This window comes from Kitasatospora sp. NPDC030952, from assembly GCF_055571335.1.
The window spans coordinates 21532-40804 of record NZ_JBVIFM010000028.1 but is presented as its reverse complement, the minus strand read 5'-3'; the positions used below and the strand labels follow the sequence as shown (position 1 = coordinate 40804).

Below are 19273 nucleotides of genomic sequence, written 5' to 3'. Positions count from 1 at the left end.
GTCGGTCTCAGTGGCCGGGGGTGAACGACACCGGCAGCGCGACCAGCCCGCGCACCCAGGCCGAGGGCCGCCACACCAGCGCGTGCTCGGCCACCGCCAGCCGGAGGTCCGGCAGTCGGTCCAGCAGCACCTCGATCGCCGTGGTGGCGATCACCTCGGCCGCCTCCTGCGCCGGGAACGGACAGCCGTGCTCGCCGTACGAGTAGCTCATGTGCGCCCGGTTCCCCTCGGCCGGGCGGCCGTCGGACTGACGCACCAGCGGATCCCCGTTCGCCCCGGCGAAGCCCAGCAGGACCATGTCTCCGGCGGCGATCCGCTGGCCGCCGAGCGAGGTGTCCTGGGTGGCCCAGCGACCGGCGAAGATCTGGACCGGCGTGTCCTCCCAGAGCGCCTCGTTGAGCGCCTGGCTGATGCTGCGCCGACCGCCGGCCAGCGAGGCGGCGAAGCGCTCGTCGGTGAGCATCAGTCGCAGCGCGTTGGAGATCCAGTACGAGCTCGGCTGGTGGCCGGAGATCAGCAGCACCCGCAGGTCGCGCATGACCTCGTCGTGCTCCAGGCCGGCCGGGTGGGCCAGCATCCGCGAGGCCACGTCCTCACCCGGGAACTCGGCCTTCGTCCGGACCACTTCGAGCATCAGCTCCAGCAGCCGCTGGGCGGCGGCCGGCGCGCCCTGTCCGCCGTCCAGCATGGTGAGCACCGCGTCGACCAGCTCCGGCGCCTGCTCCTCGTCCAGACCGAACACCCGGCAGAGCACCAGCAGCGGCATCAGGTGGGCGTACTCGGCGACCAGATCGGCCTCACCGCGCCCGGCGAATCCGTCGATCAGCCGGTCCGCGATGTCCTCGCTGTGCTTGCGCAGCTCGTACGGGTCGATCCCGGCCAGCGCGTCGGTGACCGCGCGGGACCGTCGGACGTGCTCCTCGCCCTCGGTGTACAGCATCGACGGCACCGGGGCCATCATCGGCTTGAGCGGCCAGTCGGCGGGCAGGGTCTCCCAGGCGTGCCAGCGGCTGGAGTCCCGGCCGAACAGCTGCGGCTGGCCGGTGACCTGCTGCAGCTCGCGGTAGCCGATCACCAGCCAGGCGGGCACCCCACCGGCCAGCTCGACCGGGGCGACCGGGCCGTGGGCGGCGCGCAGCTCGCGGTAGAGCTGGGCCGGGTCGGTCTGGAAGCGCGGCCCGTACAGCGGCGTGGCGCCGGCGTGCGCCGGGCAGCCCGGGGGCGGGGTGGCGGCGGGCTGGGTCACGGGGTGCTCTCCTCGTAGATCGCGTCGGGTGCTCCGGCGAGGGCGGCCGCGGCGGGGTCGGCGACGGGGGCCGGGGTGGCGACAGGGACGGCGGCGGCGGGCTCCGCCAGTTCCGCCAGCTCGGCCGGGTCGGCCCCGGCCAGGGCGGCCAGGTGGTGGACCAGGGTGATCAGCACCCGCTTGCCGGAGTCGCGGTCGCGGGCGTCGCAGTCCACCAGCGGCACCTCCGGCGGCAGGTCCAGGGCCTCCCGGACCTGCTCCAGGGTGTGGCCGGGCTCGCCGAAGTTGTTGCGGGCCACCACGAACGGGGTGCCGTGGTGCTCCAGCCGGTCGATCGCGTACCAGGAGTCCTCCAGCCGCCGGGTGTCCACCAGGACCACCGCGCCCAGGGCGCCGCTGAACAGCCGGTCCCAGAGGAACCAGAAGCGCTCCTGGCCGGGCGCACCGAACAGGTAGAGCACCTGCCGCTCGGACAGGGTGATCCGGCCGAAGTCGAAGGCGACCGTGGTGGAGCGCTTGCCCCAGCTGCCGGCCGGGTCGATGCCCTCCCCCGCCCGGGTCATCACCTCCTCGGTGTTCAGCGGGCGGATCTCGCTGACCGAGCCGACCAGGGTGGTCTTGCCCACCCCGAAGCCGCCGACCACGACGATCTTCAGCGCGTTGTCGGCGGTCGCCCGCAGCGGGGTGCGCGCCGCGGGCCGGACGTCCTGGAGGTCAGAGCCGTTGGAGGCCATGCAGCACCTGCTTCAGCGTGTCGAGATCGGGCAGCCGGGCCTTGTTCGGCGCGAACCTGGGGTGGCGAGCGGTGACCGCCCCGGACTCCAGCAGGTCCCCGAGCAGGATCTTCACCACCGAGATCGGCAGCGACAGCTCCGCCGCCACCTCCACGACGGCGGTCGGTGCCTCGCACATCCCGAGGATCCGGGCGTGCTCCGACTGCATCCCCGGCGCCGGCTGCCGCTCCGCGACGATCAGGGTGACCAGGTCGAAGGCGTTCTCCGGGGCGCGGCTGCGGCCCCCGGTGATGGTGTAGAGGCGGTCCGGGTCGTCGTCCCGGCCCGGCAGCACCGGCCCGGCGTTCATATCCCGGCGCTCTCGCGCGCGGCCCCGTCGGCGTCCGCTTCCGCGTCCCGGGCGGGCGCGCTGAGGTGGATGCCGATCTGCTCGATCAGGCCGTGCATGTTGTGGCCGACCACGCCCACGTCCGCGTCGTCGTCCGTGACCACCGCGAGGTGGGCGCCCTCACCGGCCGCCACGATGCACAGGATGCCGCCGTGGAACTCGGTCATCGACTGCCGCACGCCGCCACTGCCGTCGCCGAACTCGATCGAGGCGCCGTGCGCCAGGCTCTGCAGTCCGGAGGCGATCGCGGACAGCTGGTCGGCCTGGTCGGCGCTCAGCCCGGCGGTGTGGCAGAGCTTCAGGCCGTCGGCGGAGAGCACCAGGGCGTGCCGGGTACCGGGGGTTGCCGCCAGCAGGTTTTCCAACAGCCAGTCGAGGTCGCGGTCGGTGGCGCTGATCATCTATTACCTCCGATGAGTCCCCGGCGCTGACCGGGGAAATACGGGCGTTCTGTCGGCGACGCAGAACGCGGCAGGGCTTGTCAAGTTGCAGCGCCGTCATCGTCGTCGTCTGCTACGTTGCCGGAGTCGGCCTGGGGCGCTGTAACGCTCCGAGTCGGCCTACCGCCGGGCTGGCGGGAGGTCAGGTCTGTGGAGCTGATGTAAGACCGATGGGCGGTACACCGTCCCTTCGCTGGCAAACCCAGGTCGGCAAGCGGCTGTGAAGCAGAAAGCCCGACCCGCGAGGGTTGGAGTCCTCTGGCCTCGTCCGGAGGAGGAAGTCAACAGGAGTCCTTCTCGGTGGCAGATGAGGCATCGGAAGTGACGTCCGTGGTCGGCGGCCCGTCGCTTCTGGTCGGCAGGGCCGCCCTACGGAAGGCCCCGAACCGGGCGGCCGCACCCGCCGCGTCGGTCCGTACGGGCTTCGCGGCCGGAGCCGCCGCCGGGGTGGTGGTGGCCAGCGTCTGGCCGCGGCGGCGCTGCGGCAGGCCGCTGTCGGTCATCCGGGCGGGGACGGCGGGTACGGGCACTGCAGGCACCGGGACGGCGGCGACAGTCGACACAGCGGCCGGCGCATGAGTCGGCGCGGCGGTCACCGCAGCAGCGCTCGGCACCACGGGCGCGGGCGGCAGTGAGGCGGGCGCCGGGCGGGCGGGGGTGAGCGCCGGGCGTACGGACTCCACGGCGGGCGCGGGTGCCTGGGCGGGCGCCGGTGCCGGGGCCGGGGTCGCGTGGGTGACCAGCTGCTGCGGGATCAGCATCACCACGCCGGTGCCACCGCGCGCGGACGGCCGGAAGGAGATCTGCAGCCCGTGCTTGCGCGCCAGCACGCCGACCACCGCGAGGCCCAGCCGGGTGCCGGCGGACAGCGTGGCGAGGTCCAGCGGCTCGGCGGACACCGCGCGTTCGGCCCGGCGCAGCCAACTGTCGCCCAGGCCCAGGCCGCTGTCCTCGACGGTGACCACCAGGCCGGCCGGCACCTCCTCGACGTAGACGTGCACCTCGGCCGGCGGGGCGGAGAAGTTGGTGGCGTTGTCCAGCAGTTCGGCCAGCGCGTGCATCACGCCCTCGGCGGCGAAGCCGGCCACCGCCGCGGTGCTGGCGTTGTGCAGCCGCACCCGCTGGTAGGCGCCGATCCGGCCGAGCGCGCCGCGCAGCACCGACTCCACCGCGATCGGCTTGGCCCACCGGCGGCCGGAACGGGCGCCGGTGAGCACCGCGATGCCGTCCGCCATCCGGCCCGCCTGGGCGGTCGAGTGGTCCAGCCGCAGCAGGTCGCCGAGGACCTCCTCGTCGTGCCGGTGCTGCATCTCGCGCAGTTCCGCGTGCATGCTCGTGGCCAGCGCCTGGACCCGGCCGGCGGCGGTCGCGCAGACCGCGAGCGCGGCGGCCCGCAGCCGCTCACCGCGGCCGACCTCCTCACCGACGGCGCGCAGCAGGGCGTACTGGGGGTGCTGGCGGTGCGCGGACAGCGCACTGTCCACGGACGCGCCCCCGCGCAGCTTCTTCACCACCTCGGGCAGCACGCCCTCGGGGATCCGCTCCAGCTCGGCCCGCTCGGCGGCAGCCCGCTCGCGCTCCGCCGCGGCCTCGGCCCGCTCGGCGTCCAGCTCGGCCGCCAGCCGGGCCAGCTCGGCGTGCGCGGCGGTGACGTCGGCCTCGATCCGGGCCTGCTCGGCGCGGGCGGCGTCCCGTTCGGTGAGCGCGGCGGCGGCCCGGTCCAGGGCGGCCGTCTCGGCCTGTCGGGCGGTGCCGGCGGCGACCAGCGCGGCCCGGGTCTCCTCGTGTTGGGCGGCCAAGTCCTCGGTCAGCCGCCGGGCGCGCTCGGCGCCGGTCGCGGCCTGGCCGACCGCGATCAGCCAGAGCACCGCCACGGCTCCCACCGCGAGGGCGGTGAGCGGCTGGTGCGCACCCAGGGCCCGGCCGATGCCGACCGGCGCGGCGACCAGCGCCAGCAGGACGGCGGCCCCGGTCAGGGCGACGGTGCGCGGCGCGGGGCGGCGGCGCGGCCGACCGTCGGGGCTGGTGGCTTCTCTCATCGGTACGGTCCTCGGCAACGTCGGCGGGCGGCGGCGCGGGCGGCCGGTCGGCGACGGCTTCGGCCGCCGACAGCTGGTCGGGCGCATACCAGACCGCCCGGCGGCGTCGCGAAACGTCTCCGGGCGGCTGATCGGTTCACGCTTTCGGCCGATCATATCGATTCAGACATTGGCCTCAACCCGCTAGTTGACGGCCAATCTCCTTCATTCACGCCGACTACACCGCACCGCGACACCTTCCACCCCACCCGCACCGCGGGCTCAGGCCAGTCCGGCCTCCACCGCCCGCCACGCCGCGTCGGCGAACCGCCCGACCATCGCCCAGGCTCAAGCGTCAACCCTGGTTGACGACTTCGGCCTACCCGAACCGCCGCGCCAGCGCCTCCTCGAACGTCCCCCGCCCCACCGCCCGCTCCGGCGTCGTCAGCCCGCCCGCCCGCAGGGCCCGGCCGGCCGCCCCCGGGATCCCCAGCGGCAGCAGCACCCGCCGCCGGCCCGCCGCCCGCAGGTAGGCCTCGGCCAGCTCCCGGTACGACCGCACCCGCGGCCCGCCCACCTCCGGGGCCAACCCGGCCGGCTCCCGCCCCACCAGCTCCACGACCGCCGCCGCCACCTCCCGGACCTCCACCGGCTGGATCCGGGCACCGTTCACCACCGGGAACACCGGCAGCCTCGCGCTCAGGTCGAAGGCCTTCAGCACCAGGTCGTGGAACTGCGTCGCCCGCAGCACCGTCCACCCCAGCCCCGACTCCCGCACCACCCGCTCACAGCCGAGCTTCGCCCGGTAGTACGCGATCGGCACCCGGTCGATCCCCACGATCGACACGTACACCAGGTGCCGCACCCCGGCCTGCCGGGCCTCCGCCACCAGCCGCCCGACCGCCGCCACGTCCTTCCTCCCCTGCGTGGTCGCGCAGTCCACGACGGTCTCCACCCCGGCGACCGCCGCCGCGACCCCCGCCCCGGTCACCAGGTCCCCGACCACCCACTCGACCCCGTCACCCGCCGCCCGGGCCCGCCGGCTCAAGGCCCGCACCGCCACCCCGCGCGCCACCAACAGCCGCACCACCTCCCGACCCAGCGTCCCCGTCGCCCCGGTCACGAGCACCGTCCCCATCACCGCACCACTCCTCTCCCGAATCCCGAATCCCGAACCGCCGACACCGGCTACGGACCGGACACCGCCCGCATTCGTGACATCGGCCCCTCCCGGAACGCGCAGAAGCGGGGCGAGGACCGTGAAGTCCTCGCCCCGCTTCAGGGATTCACCTCAGGAGGTGAACACCGGGGTCGTCAGCTGCAGCCGCTGGTGGAGCCGCAGCCCTCGCAGAGGTAGCAGCTGCCGGCGCGGCGCATCTTGGTGCCGCAGGAGAAGCAGAGCGGTGCGTCGGCGTTGAGGCCGAGCTGGATCTCCATCAGCTCCGTGGAGTTGTGGGCCTGCTTCGGGGCCGCCTTGGGCGCCTCGACGGCCGGGGCCGGAGCCGGCTTGGCGGCGGTCACCGGGGCGGACTGGGCGAGCGACTCGGTGTCGATCTCCTCGGCCTCCAGCGGCTCGTAGGAGCCCGTCTCCAGGTGGCGGGTGCGCTCCTCGACGGAGTGGATGCCGAGCGCCGAGCGGGTCTCGAACGGCAGGAAGTCCAGCGCCAGGCGGCGGAAGATGTAGTCGACGATCGACTGGGCCATCCGCACGTCCGGGTCGTCGGTCAGACCGGCCGGCTCGAAGCGCATGTTGGTGAACTTCGAGACGTAGGTCTCCAGCGGCACGCCGTACTGGAGGCCGACGGAGACGGCGATGGAGAAGGCGTCCATCATGCCCGCGAGGGTCGAGCCCTGCTTGGACATCTTCAGGAAGACCTCGCCGAGGCCGTCGTCCGGGTAGGAGTTGGCGGTCATGTAGCCCTCGGCGCCACCGACCGTGAAGGAGGTGGTGATGCCCGGGCGGCCCTTGGGCAGGCGCTTGCGGACGGGGCGGTACTCGACGACCTTCTCGACCACGGCGGCCGGGGCCTCCTCGGCCTTGGCCTCGCCGCCGGACTTCTTCTTGGCCGAGAGCGGCTGGCCGACCTTGCAGTTGTCGCGGTAGATGGCCAATGCCTTCACGCCGAGCTTCCAGGCCTCGAAGTAGATCTCCTCGATCTCCTCCACGGTGGCGCTCTCCGGCATGTTCACGGTCTTGGAGATGGCGCCCGAGATCCACGGCTGGATCGCGGCCATCATCCGCACGTGGCCCATGGCCGAGATGACGCGCTCGCCCATGGCGCAGTCGAACACCTCGTAGTGCTCGGTCTTCAGCCCGGGCGCGTCCACCACGTTGCCGTGCTCGGCGATGTGGGCGACGATCGCCTCGGTCTGCTCGTCCTGGTAGCCGAGGCGCTTGAGGGCGCGCGGCACGGTGCCGTTGACGATCTGCATGGAGCCGCCGCCGACGAGCTTCTTGAACTTGACCAGGGCGAGGTCGGGCTCGACGCCGGTGGTGTCGCAGTCCATCATCAGGCCGATGGTGCCGGTCGGGGCGAGGACGGAGGCCTGGGCGTTGCGGAAGCCGTTCTGCTCGCCGAGGCGCAGCACGTCCTGCCAGGTCTTGTTGGCCTCGAGCCAGACCGGGGCGTCCATGTCCTCGAAGGAGACGGCGTCCAGGGAGGCGTCGGCGTGCTGCTTCATGACCCGCCGGTGGGCGGCGGAGTTGCGGGCGTAGCCGTCGTACGGGCCGACGACACCGGCGAGTTCGGCGCCGCGGCGGTAGGCGGTGCCGGTCATCAGCGAGGTGATGGCGCCGGCCAGGGCGCGGCCGCCCTCGCTGTCGTAGGCGTGGCCGGTGGCCATCAGCAGGGCGCCGAGGTTGGCGTAGCCGATGCCGAGCTGGCGGTAGGCGCGGGTGGTCTCGCCGATCTTCTCGGTCGGGAAGTCGGCGAAGCAGATGGAGATGTCCATCGCGGTGATGACCAGCTCGACGACCTTGGCGAAGGCGGCGGTGTCGAAGGTGTCGTCGTCGCGCAGGAACTTCATCAGGTTCAGCGAGGCCAGGTTGCAGCTGGAGTTGTCCAGGTGCATGTACTCCGAGCACGGGTTGGACGCGTTGATGCGGCCGGACTCGGGGCAGGTGTGCCAGTGGTTGATGGTGGTGTCGTACTGGATTCCGGGGTCGGCGCAGGCCCAGGCGGCCTCGGCCATCTTGCGGAACAGCTTCTTGGCGTCGACGGTCTCGATGACCTCGCCGGTCATCCGGGCGCGCAGGCCGAATTCGGTGCCGTTCTCGACGGCGGTCATGAATTCGTCGTTGACGCGGACGGAGTTGTTGGCGTTCTGGTACTGGACGGACGTGATGTCGTCGCCGCCGAGGTCCATGTCGAAGCCCGCGTCGCGCAGGGCGCGGATCTTCTCCTCCTCCTTCACCTTGGTCTCGATGAAGGCCTCGACGTCCGGGTGGTCGACGTCGAGCACGACCATCTTGGCCGCGCGGCGGGTGGCGCCACCGGACTTGATGGTGCCGGCCGAGGCGTCGGCGCCGCGCATGAAGGAGACCGGGCCGGAGGCGTTGCCGCCGGAGGAGAGCAGCTCCTTGGAGGAGCGGATGCGGGAGAGGTTGAGGCCGGCGCCGGAGCCGCCCTTGAAGATCATGCCCTCTTCCTTGTACCAGTCGAGGATCGACTCCATGGAGTCGTCGACGGACAGGATGAAGCAGGCGCTGACCTGCTGGGGCTGCTTGGTGCCGACGTTGAACCAGACCGGCGAGTTGAAGCTGAACACCTGGTGGAGGAGGGCGTGGGTCAGCTCGTGCTCGAAGATCTCGGCGTCGTCCTTGGTGGCGAAGTAGCCGTGCTTCTCGCCGGCCGCGCGGTAGGTGAGCACCACGCGGTCGATGATCTGCTTGAGGCTCCACTCGCGCTGGGGGGTGCCGACCGCGCCGCGGAAGTACTTGGACGTGACGATGTTGACGGCGTTGACCGACCAGAAGTCGGGGAACTCGACGCCGCGCTGCTCGAAGTTGATCGAGCCGTCGCGCCAGTTGGTCATGACGACGTCACGCCGCTCCCAGCGGACCGCGTCGTACGGGTGCACGCCAGGGGTGGTGTGGATGCGCTCCATCCGGAGACCGCCCTTCGGGGCCTTGGCGCCCTTGGCCGCCGTCTTCTCGGACTTCGACCCGCGCGCGGAACCGCTCGTGGTGTCTGTCACTTCTCGCTCCTCCTCCTGGGCAAACGCCCGTAGTGCCCTGAAAAGTCCGGGCACCGCTGGTTCGTTCTTCCGGTGTGCGGGCAGGCGGGGACCCCGTCCGCTTGCGCACGGTTTGTAGTGTTCCGTGCCCCGTTTTCGGGCACGCGTGGGCCCACGCGGGGCCGGTGTGGTGCTGACGGCCCACGGGGGGCCTGCATGGTGGTTCGGGGGGGCCGCGAGGGCCCGGCACGCCTCCTAGGGCGCGGCGGCGGGAACGGGCACGCAGGTGCCGTCCGCCTCGGGGGCGGGCCGCTCGGCGCGGAGTTCCGCGATGGCGGCCTCGAAGTCTTCGAGTCCGTCGTACGCCTGGTACACGCTGGCGAAGCGCAGGTAGGCGACCACGTCGAGTTCCTTGAGCGGGCCGAGTATGGCCAGCCCGACCTCGTGGGTGGTCAGCTCGGCGTTGCCGCTGGCGCGCACGCACTCCTCGACCCGCTGGCCGAGCTGGGCGAGCGCGTCCTCGGTGACCGGGCGGCCCTGGCAGGCCTTCCGGACGCCGGTGATGACCTTCTGCCGGGAGAAGGGCTCGGTGACGCCGCTGCGCTTGATGACCATCAGCGCGGCCGTCTCCACGGTGGTGAAACGGCGACCGCAGTCCGGGCACTGTCGACGACGGCGAATACAGCTGCCGTCCTCCGTGGTCCGACTGTCGACGACGCGGCTGTCGGAGTGCCGGCAGAAGGGGCAGTGCACCTGGGGATCCCTCCCTGGCAGGACGTGCGGACCTGTTGAGTCTATGCGATGCGCCCCCGGCCTCGGCAAGCTGATCATGCGACGCGACCACTAGTACTGGGCACGGAGAGGACTCTAGCCACTACATCTAGGTCTCAGAGGGAGGCGACACCCCTGGCGTGTCGGCGCCGATTAGACTGCCGGAGGCGACATCCGGTCGAACATTTACTCGATGTACAACAAAGCCTTGATCGAGTCAGCCAACTCCCGAATAATTCACTCGAACGTGTGTTTGGCGCAACCTTTCGATAGGAGGTGCGTTGGGCTGGAAAAGGGGAGAGGACAGCCGTCGAGAGGGGCCGCCGTGAACACCGTCGAAACCAACACCATCCCGGTGCAGGAACACTCCCAGTTCAAGGTGGGGCAGCGCACCACGAATCAGCAGAGCGTGGACATCAGCATGGACCGTAGCGAAGACCACCGCCTCTCCGGGCCGGCCGTTTCCACCACGGGCCGAGTCCCCGACCAGCCGATCGAACACTCCCCCACCATGGACGACACCCACACCTCGCCCGCCCGCTCGATGCCCGGCCGCCCCCCCGGCATCCGGACCGACGAGGCAGGCCTCACCGAGCGCCAGCGCCGGGTGATCGAGGTCATCCGCGACTCCGTCCAGCGCCGCGGCTACCCGCCGTCCATGCGCGAGATCGGCCAGGCCGTCGGCCTGTCCAGCACCTCCTCGGTCGCCCACCAGCTGATGGCCCTGGAGCGCAAGGGCTTCCTCCGCCGGGACCCTCACCGCCCGCGCGCCTACGAGGTCCGCGGCGTCGAGGTGGCCCGCCCCAACACCGCCGAGACGGCCGGGCGCCCCTCCACCTCCTACGTGCCGCTGGTCGGCCGGATCGCCGCCGGTGGCCCGATCCTCGCCGAGCAGACCGTCGAGGACGTCTTCCCGCTGCCCCGCCAGCTGGTCGGTGAGGGCGAGCTGTTCGCCCTCACCGTGCGCGGCGACTCGATGATCGAGGCGGCCATCTGCGACGGCGACTGGGTCACCGTGCGCCGCCAGCCGGTCGCCGAGAACGGCGACATCGTGGCCGCGATGATCGACGGCGAGGCCACCGTCAAGCGGCTCAAGCGCGAGGACGGCCGGATCTGGCTGATGCCGCACAACCCGGCCTACGAGCCCATCAACGGCGACAACGCCACCATCCTGGGCAAGGTCGTCGCGGTCCTGCGCCGCCTCTGACGGCAGCGCCCGGCCGCCACCCACCCGCGGCCGCCACTACAACGGGAAGGGGCTCCACCGCGTCGCGGGGAGCCCCTCCGTCGTTCCACCGGGCCGCAGCCTCGGCTCCCGGGGCCGCAGCCCCCGGACCCTCAGCCCCGCTTCACCACCGGCCGCACCGGCGCCGCCGAGGCGTCGATCGCCGCCAGCGAGCGGCGCACCTGGTTGCGGTCCGTGGTGTACCAGAACTCCGGCATCGAGGACCGGAAGAAGCCCCCGTACCGCTTGGTCTCCACCCGCGGGTCGAGCACCGCCACCACGCCCCGGTCGTCCGCCGCGCGCACCAGCCGGCCCGCGCCCTGCGCCATCAGCAGCGCCGCGTGGGTGGCCGCGACCGCCATGAAGCCGTTCCCGCCGTGCTGTTCGACGTCCTTCTGGCGGGCGCTCATCAGCGGGTCGTCCGGCCGCGGGAAGGGGATCCGGTCCATCACCACCAGCTGGCAGGCCGAGCCGGGCACGTCCACGCCCTGCCAGAGCGAGAGCGTGCCGAACAGGCAGGTGCTCGCGTCCGAGGCGAACTCCCGGATCAACTCACCCAAGGTGTCCTCCCCCTGGAGCAGGATCCGGTGGTCCAGCCGCTTCCGCATCGCCTCGGCGGCCGTCTGGGCGCCGCGCATGGAGGAGAACAGGCCCAGCGTGCGCCCACCGGCCGCCTCGACCAGCTCGGCCAACTCGTCGAGCATGTCCGGCCGTTCGGGGTCGCGCCCGGGGTCGGCGAGGTGCTTGGCGACGTACAGGATGCCCTGCTTGGGGTACTTGAACGGCGAGCCGACGTCGATCCCCCGCCAGTACGGGACGGCGTCCTCTCCGAAACCGGAGCCGGAACCTGCGCCTGCGCCTGCGCCTGACCCGGAGCCGGACCCGGAGCCGGATTCCGGGTTGTCGCCGGCCGTGCGCTCGTCCGGCAGCCTGGTCTCCTTGGGCAGGCCGAGCGAGCCGGCCACCCCGTTGAAGTCGCCGCCGAGCTTGAGGGTGGCCGAGGTGAGCACCACCGAGCGTTCCTTGTACAGGCCCTCGCGCAGCAGCCCGGACACGCTCAGCGGCGCGACCCGCAGCGAGGCGGTACCCAGCCCGTAGCGGTCGCTGCGCTCGATCCAGATCACGTCGTACTCGGAGTCCTCCAGCAGCCGCTCGGCGGTCTCGTGCACCGTCTCGGCGGAGGCCATCGCCTGCTTGCGCACGGCGTCCTCGTCGCTGAGGCCCTTGTCCCTGGTCTCGCCGAGCGAGGTGATCACCTGCCGGGCGGCGTCCCGGATGGCGGTGACGGCGTAGGCCAGGTACTCCGGGAGCTCCTCGACCCGGCCGGGCTGGGCGGTCTCCATCAGGCCGTGGTAGTTCTCGGCGGCGGCCTGCAGCAGGTCGACGGCCTTCTCGTTGGCCAGCCGGGCGGCCCGCTTCACGGCCCGGTTGACGGCGCCGACGGTCAGTTCGGCGGTGGCCGCGCCCGTGACCCGGTTGACCAGCTCGTGCGCCTCGTCCACGATCAGCAGCCCGTGCTCGGGCAGCACCGGCGCGCCCTCGATGGCGTCGATCGCCAGCATCGCGTGGTTGGTGACGACGACGTCGGCGAGCTTGGCGCGCTCCCGGGCCTTCTCCGCGAAGCACTCCTGGCCGTAGGCGCAGCGGGTCGCGCCCAGGCACTCCTTGGAGGTGACCGACAGCTGCGCCCAGGCCTTGTCGGAGACGCCGGGGCTCATGTCGTCGCGGTCGCCGGTCTCGGTCTCGTCGGCCCAGTCGCGCAGCCGGAGCACCTCCTGCCCGAGCTTGCCGGCGGGGCCGCCGAGCGCGTCCACCGGGTCGAACAGGCCCTCGCCCTCGTCGCTCGGGGTGCCCTCGTTGGCCCGGTGCAGGCAGAGGTAGTTGGAGCGGCCCTTGAGCATCGCGTACAGCGGCCGGCGGCGCAGCACCGGGTGCAGTGCCTCGACGGTGCGCGGCAAGTCCCGTTCCACCAGCTGGCGTTGGAGTGCCAGGGTGGCGGTGGCGACCACCACGCGGTCGCCGTGGGCGAGGGCCGGCACCAGGTAGGCGAGGGACTTGCCGGTGCCGGTGCCGGCCTGGACGAGCAGGTGCTCGGCGTGGTCGACGGCGTCGGCGACGGCCTCGGCCATCCGCGCCTGGCCGGGGCGCTCGACACCGCCGACGGCCTCGACCGCGGCGTGCAACAGCTCGGGGATCCGCGAGCGCGGAACGGCGACGGCTTCCTCGGCCTCGTCGCCGAGGTCCGTCGCGGGCTGGGATTCGGAGTCGTTCGTCATGACCCTTCCACCCTACGGGGCGGGGGTGACAATCCGGTCCCGCTGCCCGGGGAGGCTGCCGGGCAGCCGCACCTCCACGCCGACCAGGGCGTTCGGCACCGTGCCGTGCCGGACGGCGTGCGGGCGGTGCGGGCGGTCCTGGTAGCCGTCCATGATCAGCCGGTTGCGGTTGAGGCAGAGCCGGTCGATCCGGGGCCGGAACAGGTCGAACAGCTCGAAGCGTTCGCGCAGCTCGGGGAAGCGGTGCTGGTAGCGGTGGATCTCCGCGCGCAGCAGGGCCCAGAACTCGGTCTCGGCGAGCCCGGCCTGGGCCTCCAGCAGTGGGGCGAGGTAGCGGAAGACGCCGATGAACAGTCCGGAGTGGATGAACTGGCAGAGCCCCTGGGGGTCGTCGCGCAGCAGGACGCCGGCCACCTCGGCGGGCAGGTCGCGCAGTTCGGGGAGGTCCTGGTCGCTGAGGTTGACGTCGTCGACGAAGTCCTTGACCGCGAGCCGGGTCGGGGTGCCGCGGTCGTCGAACACCACGATGGCGTTCTCGCCGTGCGGGGAGAAGACCAGTCCGTAGCGGTAGAGGAAGTGCAGCAGCGGCGGCAGCATCGCGGCGAACAGCCGGCCGGTCCACTCGGCGGGGGTGTGGCCGGAGCGGGCGATCAGCTCGACGGCGAGCGCCCGGCCGTCGGAGCCGGTCTGGAGCAGGGCGGCGAGGGTGCGGGCGCGTTCGTCCCCGGCCAGGAAGGGGCCGAGCGGTTCGCGCCAGATCGCGCCGAGCAGTTCCTTGTACTGGTAGGGCGAGTCGGGCAGCTCCCGGTAGAGCGGGTGGTCGACGGTGACGGAGGCGATCTCGCCGAGCAGGATCACCCGGCACTCGTCCCGCAGGTACGGGTCAGCGTCGCGCAGCCCGTGCAGCCAGGCGGTGACGGCGGGCGCGGCGAGCGTCCGCTCGACCGGCAGTCCGCGCCAGACCAGGGTGTTGAGGATGGACAGCGGTAGTTTGACGGTGCAGCGCTCGGGGTGGGCGGTGTTGAAGAAGGAGCGGATGGACTGCTGGGGCAGCCGTGGGTCGCCGTCCGAGGGCAGCGGGACGATCTCGCCGGAGGCGATCCAGGGCGCGAACAGCGGCAGTACCGTCTCGTCCCACTGCCAGGGGTGGACGGGCAGCAGCAGGTAGTCGTCAGCGTCCGCGCCGAGCGGGGCGCGCAGCGCGTCGACGTCGTCCAGCTCGCGGGCGTACAGCTGCTCGGGCCGCTCCAGGCCGGGCACGCCGCGGTACTCGGCGAGCCGGCGGTGGACGGCGATCCAGGGCAGCGGGCGCGGGCTGCGGGCCTCCGGGGTCCAGCGGGCGGCGTCGGTGCCGGAGAAGCCGATCCGGCCCTTGCTGGGGACGATCCACGGGTGGCCGCCCTGCCGGCCCTCCAGCGCGGGGTGGTCGAGGTCGGCGAGTTCGGCGGCGGTGAGCGCGGTGGCGAGCTGGCGGGCGTCGGCGGTGAGGGTGACGGAGAGTTCGCGGAGCAGGTGGGCGGTGGTCTCGCCGCGCAGCCCGAGGGCCTCCCGGGCGTACGGGAGGAAGTGCAGCGGATCCAGGCCGTCCGGGCGGGAGCAGCGGATCGAGTCCGGGTCGACCTGCCAGCCGTCGTAGGCGCCGCGCCGGGCGGCGAAGCGGTACTCGGCCTCGGGCAGCTTCAGCAGGTACTCGCCGTCGAGGGCGCCGGGAACGGGCCGGAGCAGGTCCTCGTAGGCGAACTCGCCGAGCATCTTGGCCAGCAGGGCGCGGCCGGCCCGCTGCCAGTGCCCGGGGGTGAGGTGCGGGGGCAGGTAGAGCGGTTCGGCGGGCTCAGCGGCCGACGGTTGCGGCACGGGTCAGCTCCTGGGGGCGGGGGACGACGGGGGTCTGCTCGGGGGTGGCGCTGTGCGGACTGTGCTGACTCTGCTGGCTGTGCTGGCTGTGCTGGCTGTGCTGGCTGTGCTGGCTGTGCTGACCGTCCGGAACATTCACGGTTTTCGGAATGTTCGGAAGGCTGGCGGAAGAGACGGAAGACACGGAAGACACGGAGGACACCGGCGGCGCGAAGCCGGTCCAGGCGGTGCGGTCGGGCAGCCGGTGGACGGTCCGGCCGGTGACGGCGTTGAGGATCACCGCGGCCCGGTGGGCGCCGAGGCCGAGGTCGGGCGTGCCGACGCCGTGGGTGTGGAGTTCGGCGTTCTGGACGTACAGGCCGCCGGTGAGTTCGGGCCGGGTGGCGACCCGGTGGTCGAGGTCGACCCGGTAGCGCCCGGACTCGTCCCAGTCGATCAGCCGGGCGAGCGGTTCGAGGGCGGCCGGGCGGGCGGCCCGGTAGCCGGTGGCGAGCACCACGGCGTCGGTGCGCAGCACGTGCTCGGTGCCGGAGTCGGTGTGCCGGCAGCGCAGTTCGAGGCCGCCGCACGGGCCGGGGCGGGCCTCGGTGACGGCGGTGCCGGGGGTGATCTCGACCGGGGCGCTGTCGATCGGGCGCCCGATGGTGCGCTCGTAGAGGTGGTCGTGGATCTCGGCGAGGGTCTCGGCGCTGGCGGCCTTGTGCAGCTGCCACTGGGCGCCCACCAGGGCGTCCCGGACGGGCCCGGGCAGGCCGTGGAAGTAGCGGGTGTAGTCGGGGGTGAAGTGTTCCAGGCCGAGCTTGGAATACTCCATGGGCGCGAGGGCCCTGGTGCGGGTGAGCCAGCGCAGCCGGACGCCGTCGCCCTCGTGGCGGCGGAGCAGGTCGAGGAAGACCTCGGCGCCGGACTGTCCGCTGCCGATCACGGTGATGTCCCGGGCGCCGGCCAGGTCCTCGCGGCGGTCCAGGTACTCGGCGGAGTGGAAGGCCCGCGGGTGGTCGGCGAGGGCGGCGAAGGCCTCGGGCAGCACGGGCCGGGTGCCGACGCCGAGCGCGAGGTTGCGGGCCCGTACGGTACTGCGCCGCCCGGTCGCGGTGTCGGTCAGTTCGACCCGGAACAGCGGGCCGTCCCGGTGCAGGGCGGTGACCTCGGTGCCGAAGCGGCAGTTGGGCAGCCGGTCGGCGGCCCAGCGGCAGTAGTGGTCGTACTCCCGGCGGGGCAGCTGGAAGCGTTCGGCGAAGTAGAACGGGAACAGCCGGTCCTGGGCGCGCAGGTAGTTGAGGAAGGACCACGGGTTGGTCGGGTCCACCAGCGAGACCAGGTCGGCGAGGAAGGGCACCTGCATCCGCGCGCCGTCGACCAGCATGCCGTGGTGCCAGCGGAACTCGGGGCGCTGGTCGCAGAAGAGCGTGCGCAGGCCGGGTACGGGCTCGGCGAGGGCGGCGAGCGAGAGGTTGAACGGGCCGATGCCGACGCCCAGCAGGTCGTACGGCGGGTCATGCGGCGGGTCATGCGGCCCGGGGTGCGAAGGGGGTGTCGAGGTGTCCACAGAACGTCCTAGGCGGGGAGTAGGTCTCGGTCGCGGACCATCAGGGCGGCGCGCTTGTCGGGCAGGTCGAGTTCGGCGACGGCCCGGAACCCGGCCCGCTCGAAGGCCCGGACGGAGCGCCGGTTGCGGACGTCCGGTTCGGCCACCACCCGTTCGCAGCCCGGTCTCCGGCGGAGGATCAACTCGGCCAGGGCGCCGAGCAGCTGGGCCCCGAGACCGCGGCCCCGGCTGGTGGCCGGGCCGAGCAGCAGGTGGAGGCCGGTGTCCTGCGGCCGGGCCGGGTAGTGGGCGGCGAGCGGGTCGAGGTCGGCGCGGTAGACCTCCCAGTAGCTCATCGGCTCGCCGTCGAGCAGTCCGAGGCAGGGCACGCTGCGTCCGTCGCCGTCCAGTTGGGCCCGCAGGTGCCGTTCGGTGACGGCGGGCGGCCCGGCGAGCGCCCAGAACGCGTCGACCTCGGGGTCGTTCATCCACCCGGTGAGCAGCTCCAGGTGTTCCGGCAGCCGGACCGGGTCGAGCCGGAACCGGCCGGCCGGGGTGGGGACTTCGCCCCACCCGGCCAGGTCCTCCGTCATCGGGCCCCCGCCACCGGGTTGGGGATGTCCACGTACACGGACTGGGTGGCGACCGGGCCGACCAGCTCGTCCAGGCCGTTGATCCGGGTGAGCAGGTTGGCCTTGCAGGGCAGGGTGGGCGCGTCCAGCAGCAGGGCGGGCAGCGCCGAGCCGGTGGCGGCCGCCCGCGGGCCGGCCAGGAACCGGCGCAGCCCGGCCAGCAGCACCGTCTCGTCGGCGAGCCCCTGGGAGCCGAAGGCGCCGATCAGCCCGAGCACGTGGTTGATGCCGAGGTAGTACGCGAAGTGGTGGTCGATGACGGCGTCCGGCAGGAAGGTGTCGCTCTCCGAGCCGAGTCCGGGCAGCCGGGCGGTGAGCCGCTCGGCTGCGCTCTCCCGGTAGTAGTAGCCCTGGTTGTCGCGGTACCGGCCGCCGCTGGGCCAGCCCTCGGCGTCCAGCAGGACGATGCTGTTCTGCTGGTGCGCCTCCAGGGCGATGCCGCCGCGCCCGTCCAGCCAGAGGACGGGCAGGACGACGGCCTCCAGGTAGCGCAGGAACCATTCGGCGGCCACGGTGCGCAGCGGGCGCCCGGTGCGGGCGGCGAGCGCGCGCAGGGTGTCGCCGAGTGCGGACGGCACGGTGGCGCCGGTGCCGCGCGGCTGTTCGGCGACCAGCCCGGCCACGCACAGCGCGCGCTGGGTGGGCGCGAAGGGCTGGGCGCGCAGCACGGTGTCCAGTCCGCCGGGGTCGCCGAGTCCGGGGTGGTCGACGCCGATCCAGGCCGGGTCCCGGACGATGTCGAAGCCGGGGTGGGCGGCCCGCCACTCGGCGGCGAGGCCGTTCTCCAGCAGCCGGTGCACCTCCAGGCCGCGGTGGAGTTCCTTGCGCAGGTTCTCCCGGCGGGAGTTGGTGATCCGCAGGCCGAGCGAGAGCTTGAGCATCCACGGGGTGCCGGGCCGGTAGACGGTGCGCACCGAGGAGGTGGGGTGCCAGGGTTCGCCGGCCGGTCCGAGGTCGTGCAGCAGCCCGTCGGCGAGCAGGGCGGCGACGGCCGGGCGGTGGGCGAGTTCGCGGGCCTGCCAGGGGTGCAGCGGCAGGGCGGCGGTGCCGGGCGGCAGGGCGGCGTGGCCGCCGAGCAGGTCGGCGGTGATCCGGTCGGCGCTCCGGGCGACGGCTGAGCCGGCCGCGAGCAGGGTGCGGTCCACGGCGAACCAGTGGACCTGGAAGCTGCCGTGGAGTTCGGGCGAGTAGGCGGCGCTCTGGGCCGGGCCGAGGCCGTCGCGGCTCTTCGGGGTGGGGTGCAGCGGGTGGCCGAGCAGCAGGGACTGTTCGGCGGCGAGGAAGTGCGAGCGTTCCGGTCCGCCGGGTGCGGCGGCGGTGCGGTGGTGGGTGAGGATCTCGGCGGTCCGCACGACCGAGTCGGCGACCCTGGCGGCGAGGTCCGCGACCTGTCCGGGGTCGGGCCGTTCGGCGGCCGCGGCGGCGAGCAGGGCGGCGGCGGTGACGGCGTCCACCGGGGCCGCGGCGGTGCTGTCCCCCGCCGAGAGGGCGGCCGGGCCGAAGCGGTGCCAGCCGCCGGGGGACCAGTAGCGGACCGGCGCGGTGAGCCGGGCGGCGCCGCCGAGGACGTCGATCCGCAGTCGGCCGTCCGGTCCGGGGCGGGCGCCGGTCTCCCGCGCCCAGCAGCGCAACAGGGCTTCCAGGGCGCCCTGTTCGGCGGCGACGGCGGGGTCGGGGTGCAGCAGCGGATCGGGCCCGGGCCGGTGTTCCGCGCCCGCGTCGGGGTGTTCACGGTCCGGCACCTGCCCTCCTCGGTCCTGAACTCGCTGGTCGCTCGTCACCTCCGGCGCCGACGTGTCCTTCGGCTCGGGGCGGGAGTCCGTGGACGGCGGCGGAACGGGCGGGGCTCCGGTGAGGGCGGTGCTCAAGGCTGCTCCTTGGTGCGCGTGGGGGTGCGGACGCGCGCTGGTGGTGGAGGGGGTCGGCGGGCGCTCGCACCGTCGCGTCAGGTAAGGGTTACCTATCCCTGACGGGTGATCACAAGG

At 73.1% G+C, this 19273-nt stretch carries 14 protein-coding genes; 1 reads left to right on the top strand and 13 read right to left on the bottom strand.

Translation table 11 applies throughout. The features are described 5' to 3' along the window. Positions 1-7 precede the first annotated feature (7 nt). The 8 genes from ACZ47G_RS34015 to nrdR form a co-directional block, all read right to left on the bottom strand. A complete protein-coding gene (locus ACZ47G_RS34015) occupies positions 8-1246 on the bottom strand; it encodes a cytochrome P450 (protein WP_465749425.1) in 1239 nt (412 codons plus the stop codon). Then, positions 1243-1980 (bottom strand): GTP-binding protein, encoded by a 738-nt coding sequence (locus tag ACZ47G_RS34010; RefSeq protein WP_465749423.1) that lies wholly within the window; start codon positions 1978-1980, stop codon positions 1243-1245. The genes ACZ47G_RS34015 and ACZ47G_RS34010 overlap by 4 nt, the downstream gene beginning before the upstream one ends. Next, positions 1961-2329, bottom strand: a complete 369-nt coding sequence (locus ACZ47G_RS34005) for a DUF742 domain-containing protein (RefSeq protein WP_380454791.1) — start codon at positions 2327-2329, stop codon at positions 1961-1963. Before ACZ47G_RS34005 ends, ACZ47G_RS34010 begins: the two co-directional genes overlap by 20 nt. Beyond that, positions 2326-2769 (bottom strand): roadblock/LC7 domain-containing protein, encoded by a 444-nt coding sequence (locus ACZ47G_RS34000; RefSeq protein WP_465749422.1) that lies wholly within the window; start codon positions 2767-2769, stop codon positions 2326-2328. Before ACZ47G_RS34000 ends, ACZ47G_RS34005 begins: the two co-directional genes overlap by 4 nt. A gap of 320 nt (positions 2770-3089) precedes the next feature. After that, positions 3090-4847: a sensor histidine kinase gene (locus ACZ47G_RS33995; protein WP_465749420.1), complete on the bottom strand. Its 1758-nt coding sequence runs from the start codon at positions 4845-4847 to the stop codon at positions 3090-3092. Between the two features lie 358 nt (positions 4848-5205). Then, positions 5206-5964: an SDR family oxidoreductase gene (locus ACZ47G_RS33990; RefSeq protein WP_465749418.1), complete on the bottom strand. Its 759-nt coding sequence runs from the start codon at positions 5962-5964 to the stop codon at positions 5206-5208. A gap of 176 nt (positions 5965-6140) precedes the next feature. Next, positions 6141-9023 (bottom strand): vitamin B12-dependent ribonucleotide reductase, encoded by a 2883-nt coding sequence (locus ACZ47G_RS33985; protein WP_465749416.1) that lies wholly within the window; start codon positions 9021-9023, stop codon positions 6141-6143. Between the two features lie 234 nt (positions 9024-9257). After that, the gene (gene nrdR / locus ACZ47G_RS33980; protein ID WP_380454801.1) at positions 9258-9755 is read right to left on the bottom strand and encodes a transcriptional regulator NrdR; all 498 of its coding nucleotides are present in this window, start codon (positions 9753-9755) and stop codon (positions 9258-9260) included. A 529-nt stretch (positions 9756-10284) separates the two neighbouring features. Here nrdR and lexA point away from each other — a divergent pair. Next, on the top strand, positions 10285-10980 hold the full coding sequence (gene lexA, locus ACZ47G_RS33975) for a transcriptional repressor LexA (RefSeq protein WP_380454855.1): 696 nt from the start codon (positions 10285-10287) through the stop codon (positions 10978-10980). A 131-nt stretch (positions 10981-11111) separates the two neighbouring features. Here lexA and ACZ47G_RS33970 read toward each other — a convergent pair whose 3' ends face one another. The 5 genes from ACZ47G_RS33970 to ACZ47G_RS33950 are packed head-to-tail and all read right to left on the bottom strand — an operon-like array spanning position 11112 to position 19156. Beyond that, on the bottom strand, positions 11112-13274 hold the full coding sequence (locus tag ACZ47G_RS33970) for an ATP-dependent DNA helicase (RefSeq protein WP_465749414.1): 2163 nt from the start codon (positions 13272-13274) through the stop codon (positions 11112-11114). Between the two features lie 12 nt (positions 13275-13286). Next, positions 13287-15128: an IucA/IucC family protein gene (locus tag ACZ47G_RS33965; protein WP_465749412.1), complete on the bottom strand. Its 1842-nt coding sequence runs from the start codon at positions 15126-15128 to the stop codon at positions 13287-13289. After that, a complete protein-coding gene (locus ACZ47G_RS33960; protein ID WP_465749410.1) occupies positions 15106-16677 on the bottom strand; it encodes a lysine N(6)-hydroxylase/L-ornithine N(5)-oxygenase family protein in 1572 nt (523 codons plus the stop codon). The genes ACZ47G_RS33965 and ACZ47G_RS33960 overlap by 23 nt, the downstream gene beginning before the upstream one ends. Positions 16678-16685: 8 nt before the next feature. Beyond that, positions 16686-17357 carry a GNAT family N-acetyltransferase gene (locus ACZ47G_RS33955; protein ID WP_465749522.1) on the bottom strand — a complete coding sequence of 224 codons (672 nt, stop codon included), beginning with the start codon at positions 17355-17357 and terminating at the stop codon, positions 16686-16688. Continuing rightward, positions 17246-19156: an IucA/IucC family protein gene (locus tag ACZ47G_RS33950; RefSeq protein ID WP_465749408.1), complete on the bottom strand. Its 1911-nt coding sequence runs from the start codon at positions 19154-19156 to the stop codon at positions 17246-17248. Before ACZ47G_RS33950 ends, ACZ47G_RS33955 begins: the two co-directional genes overlap by 112 nt. Positions 19157-19273 lie beyond the last annotated feature (117 nt).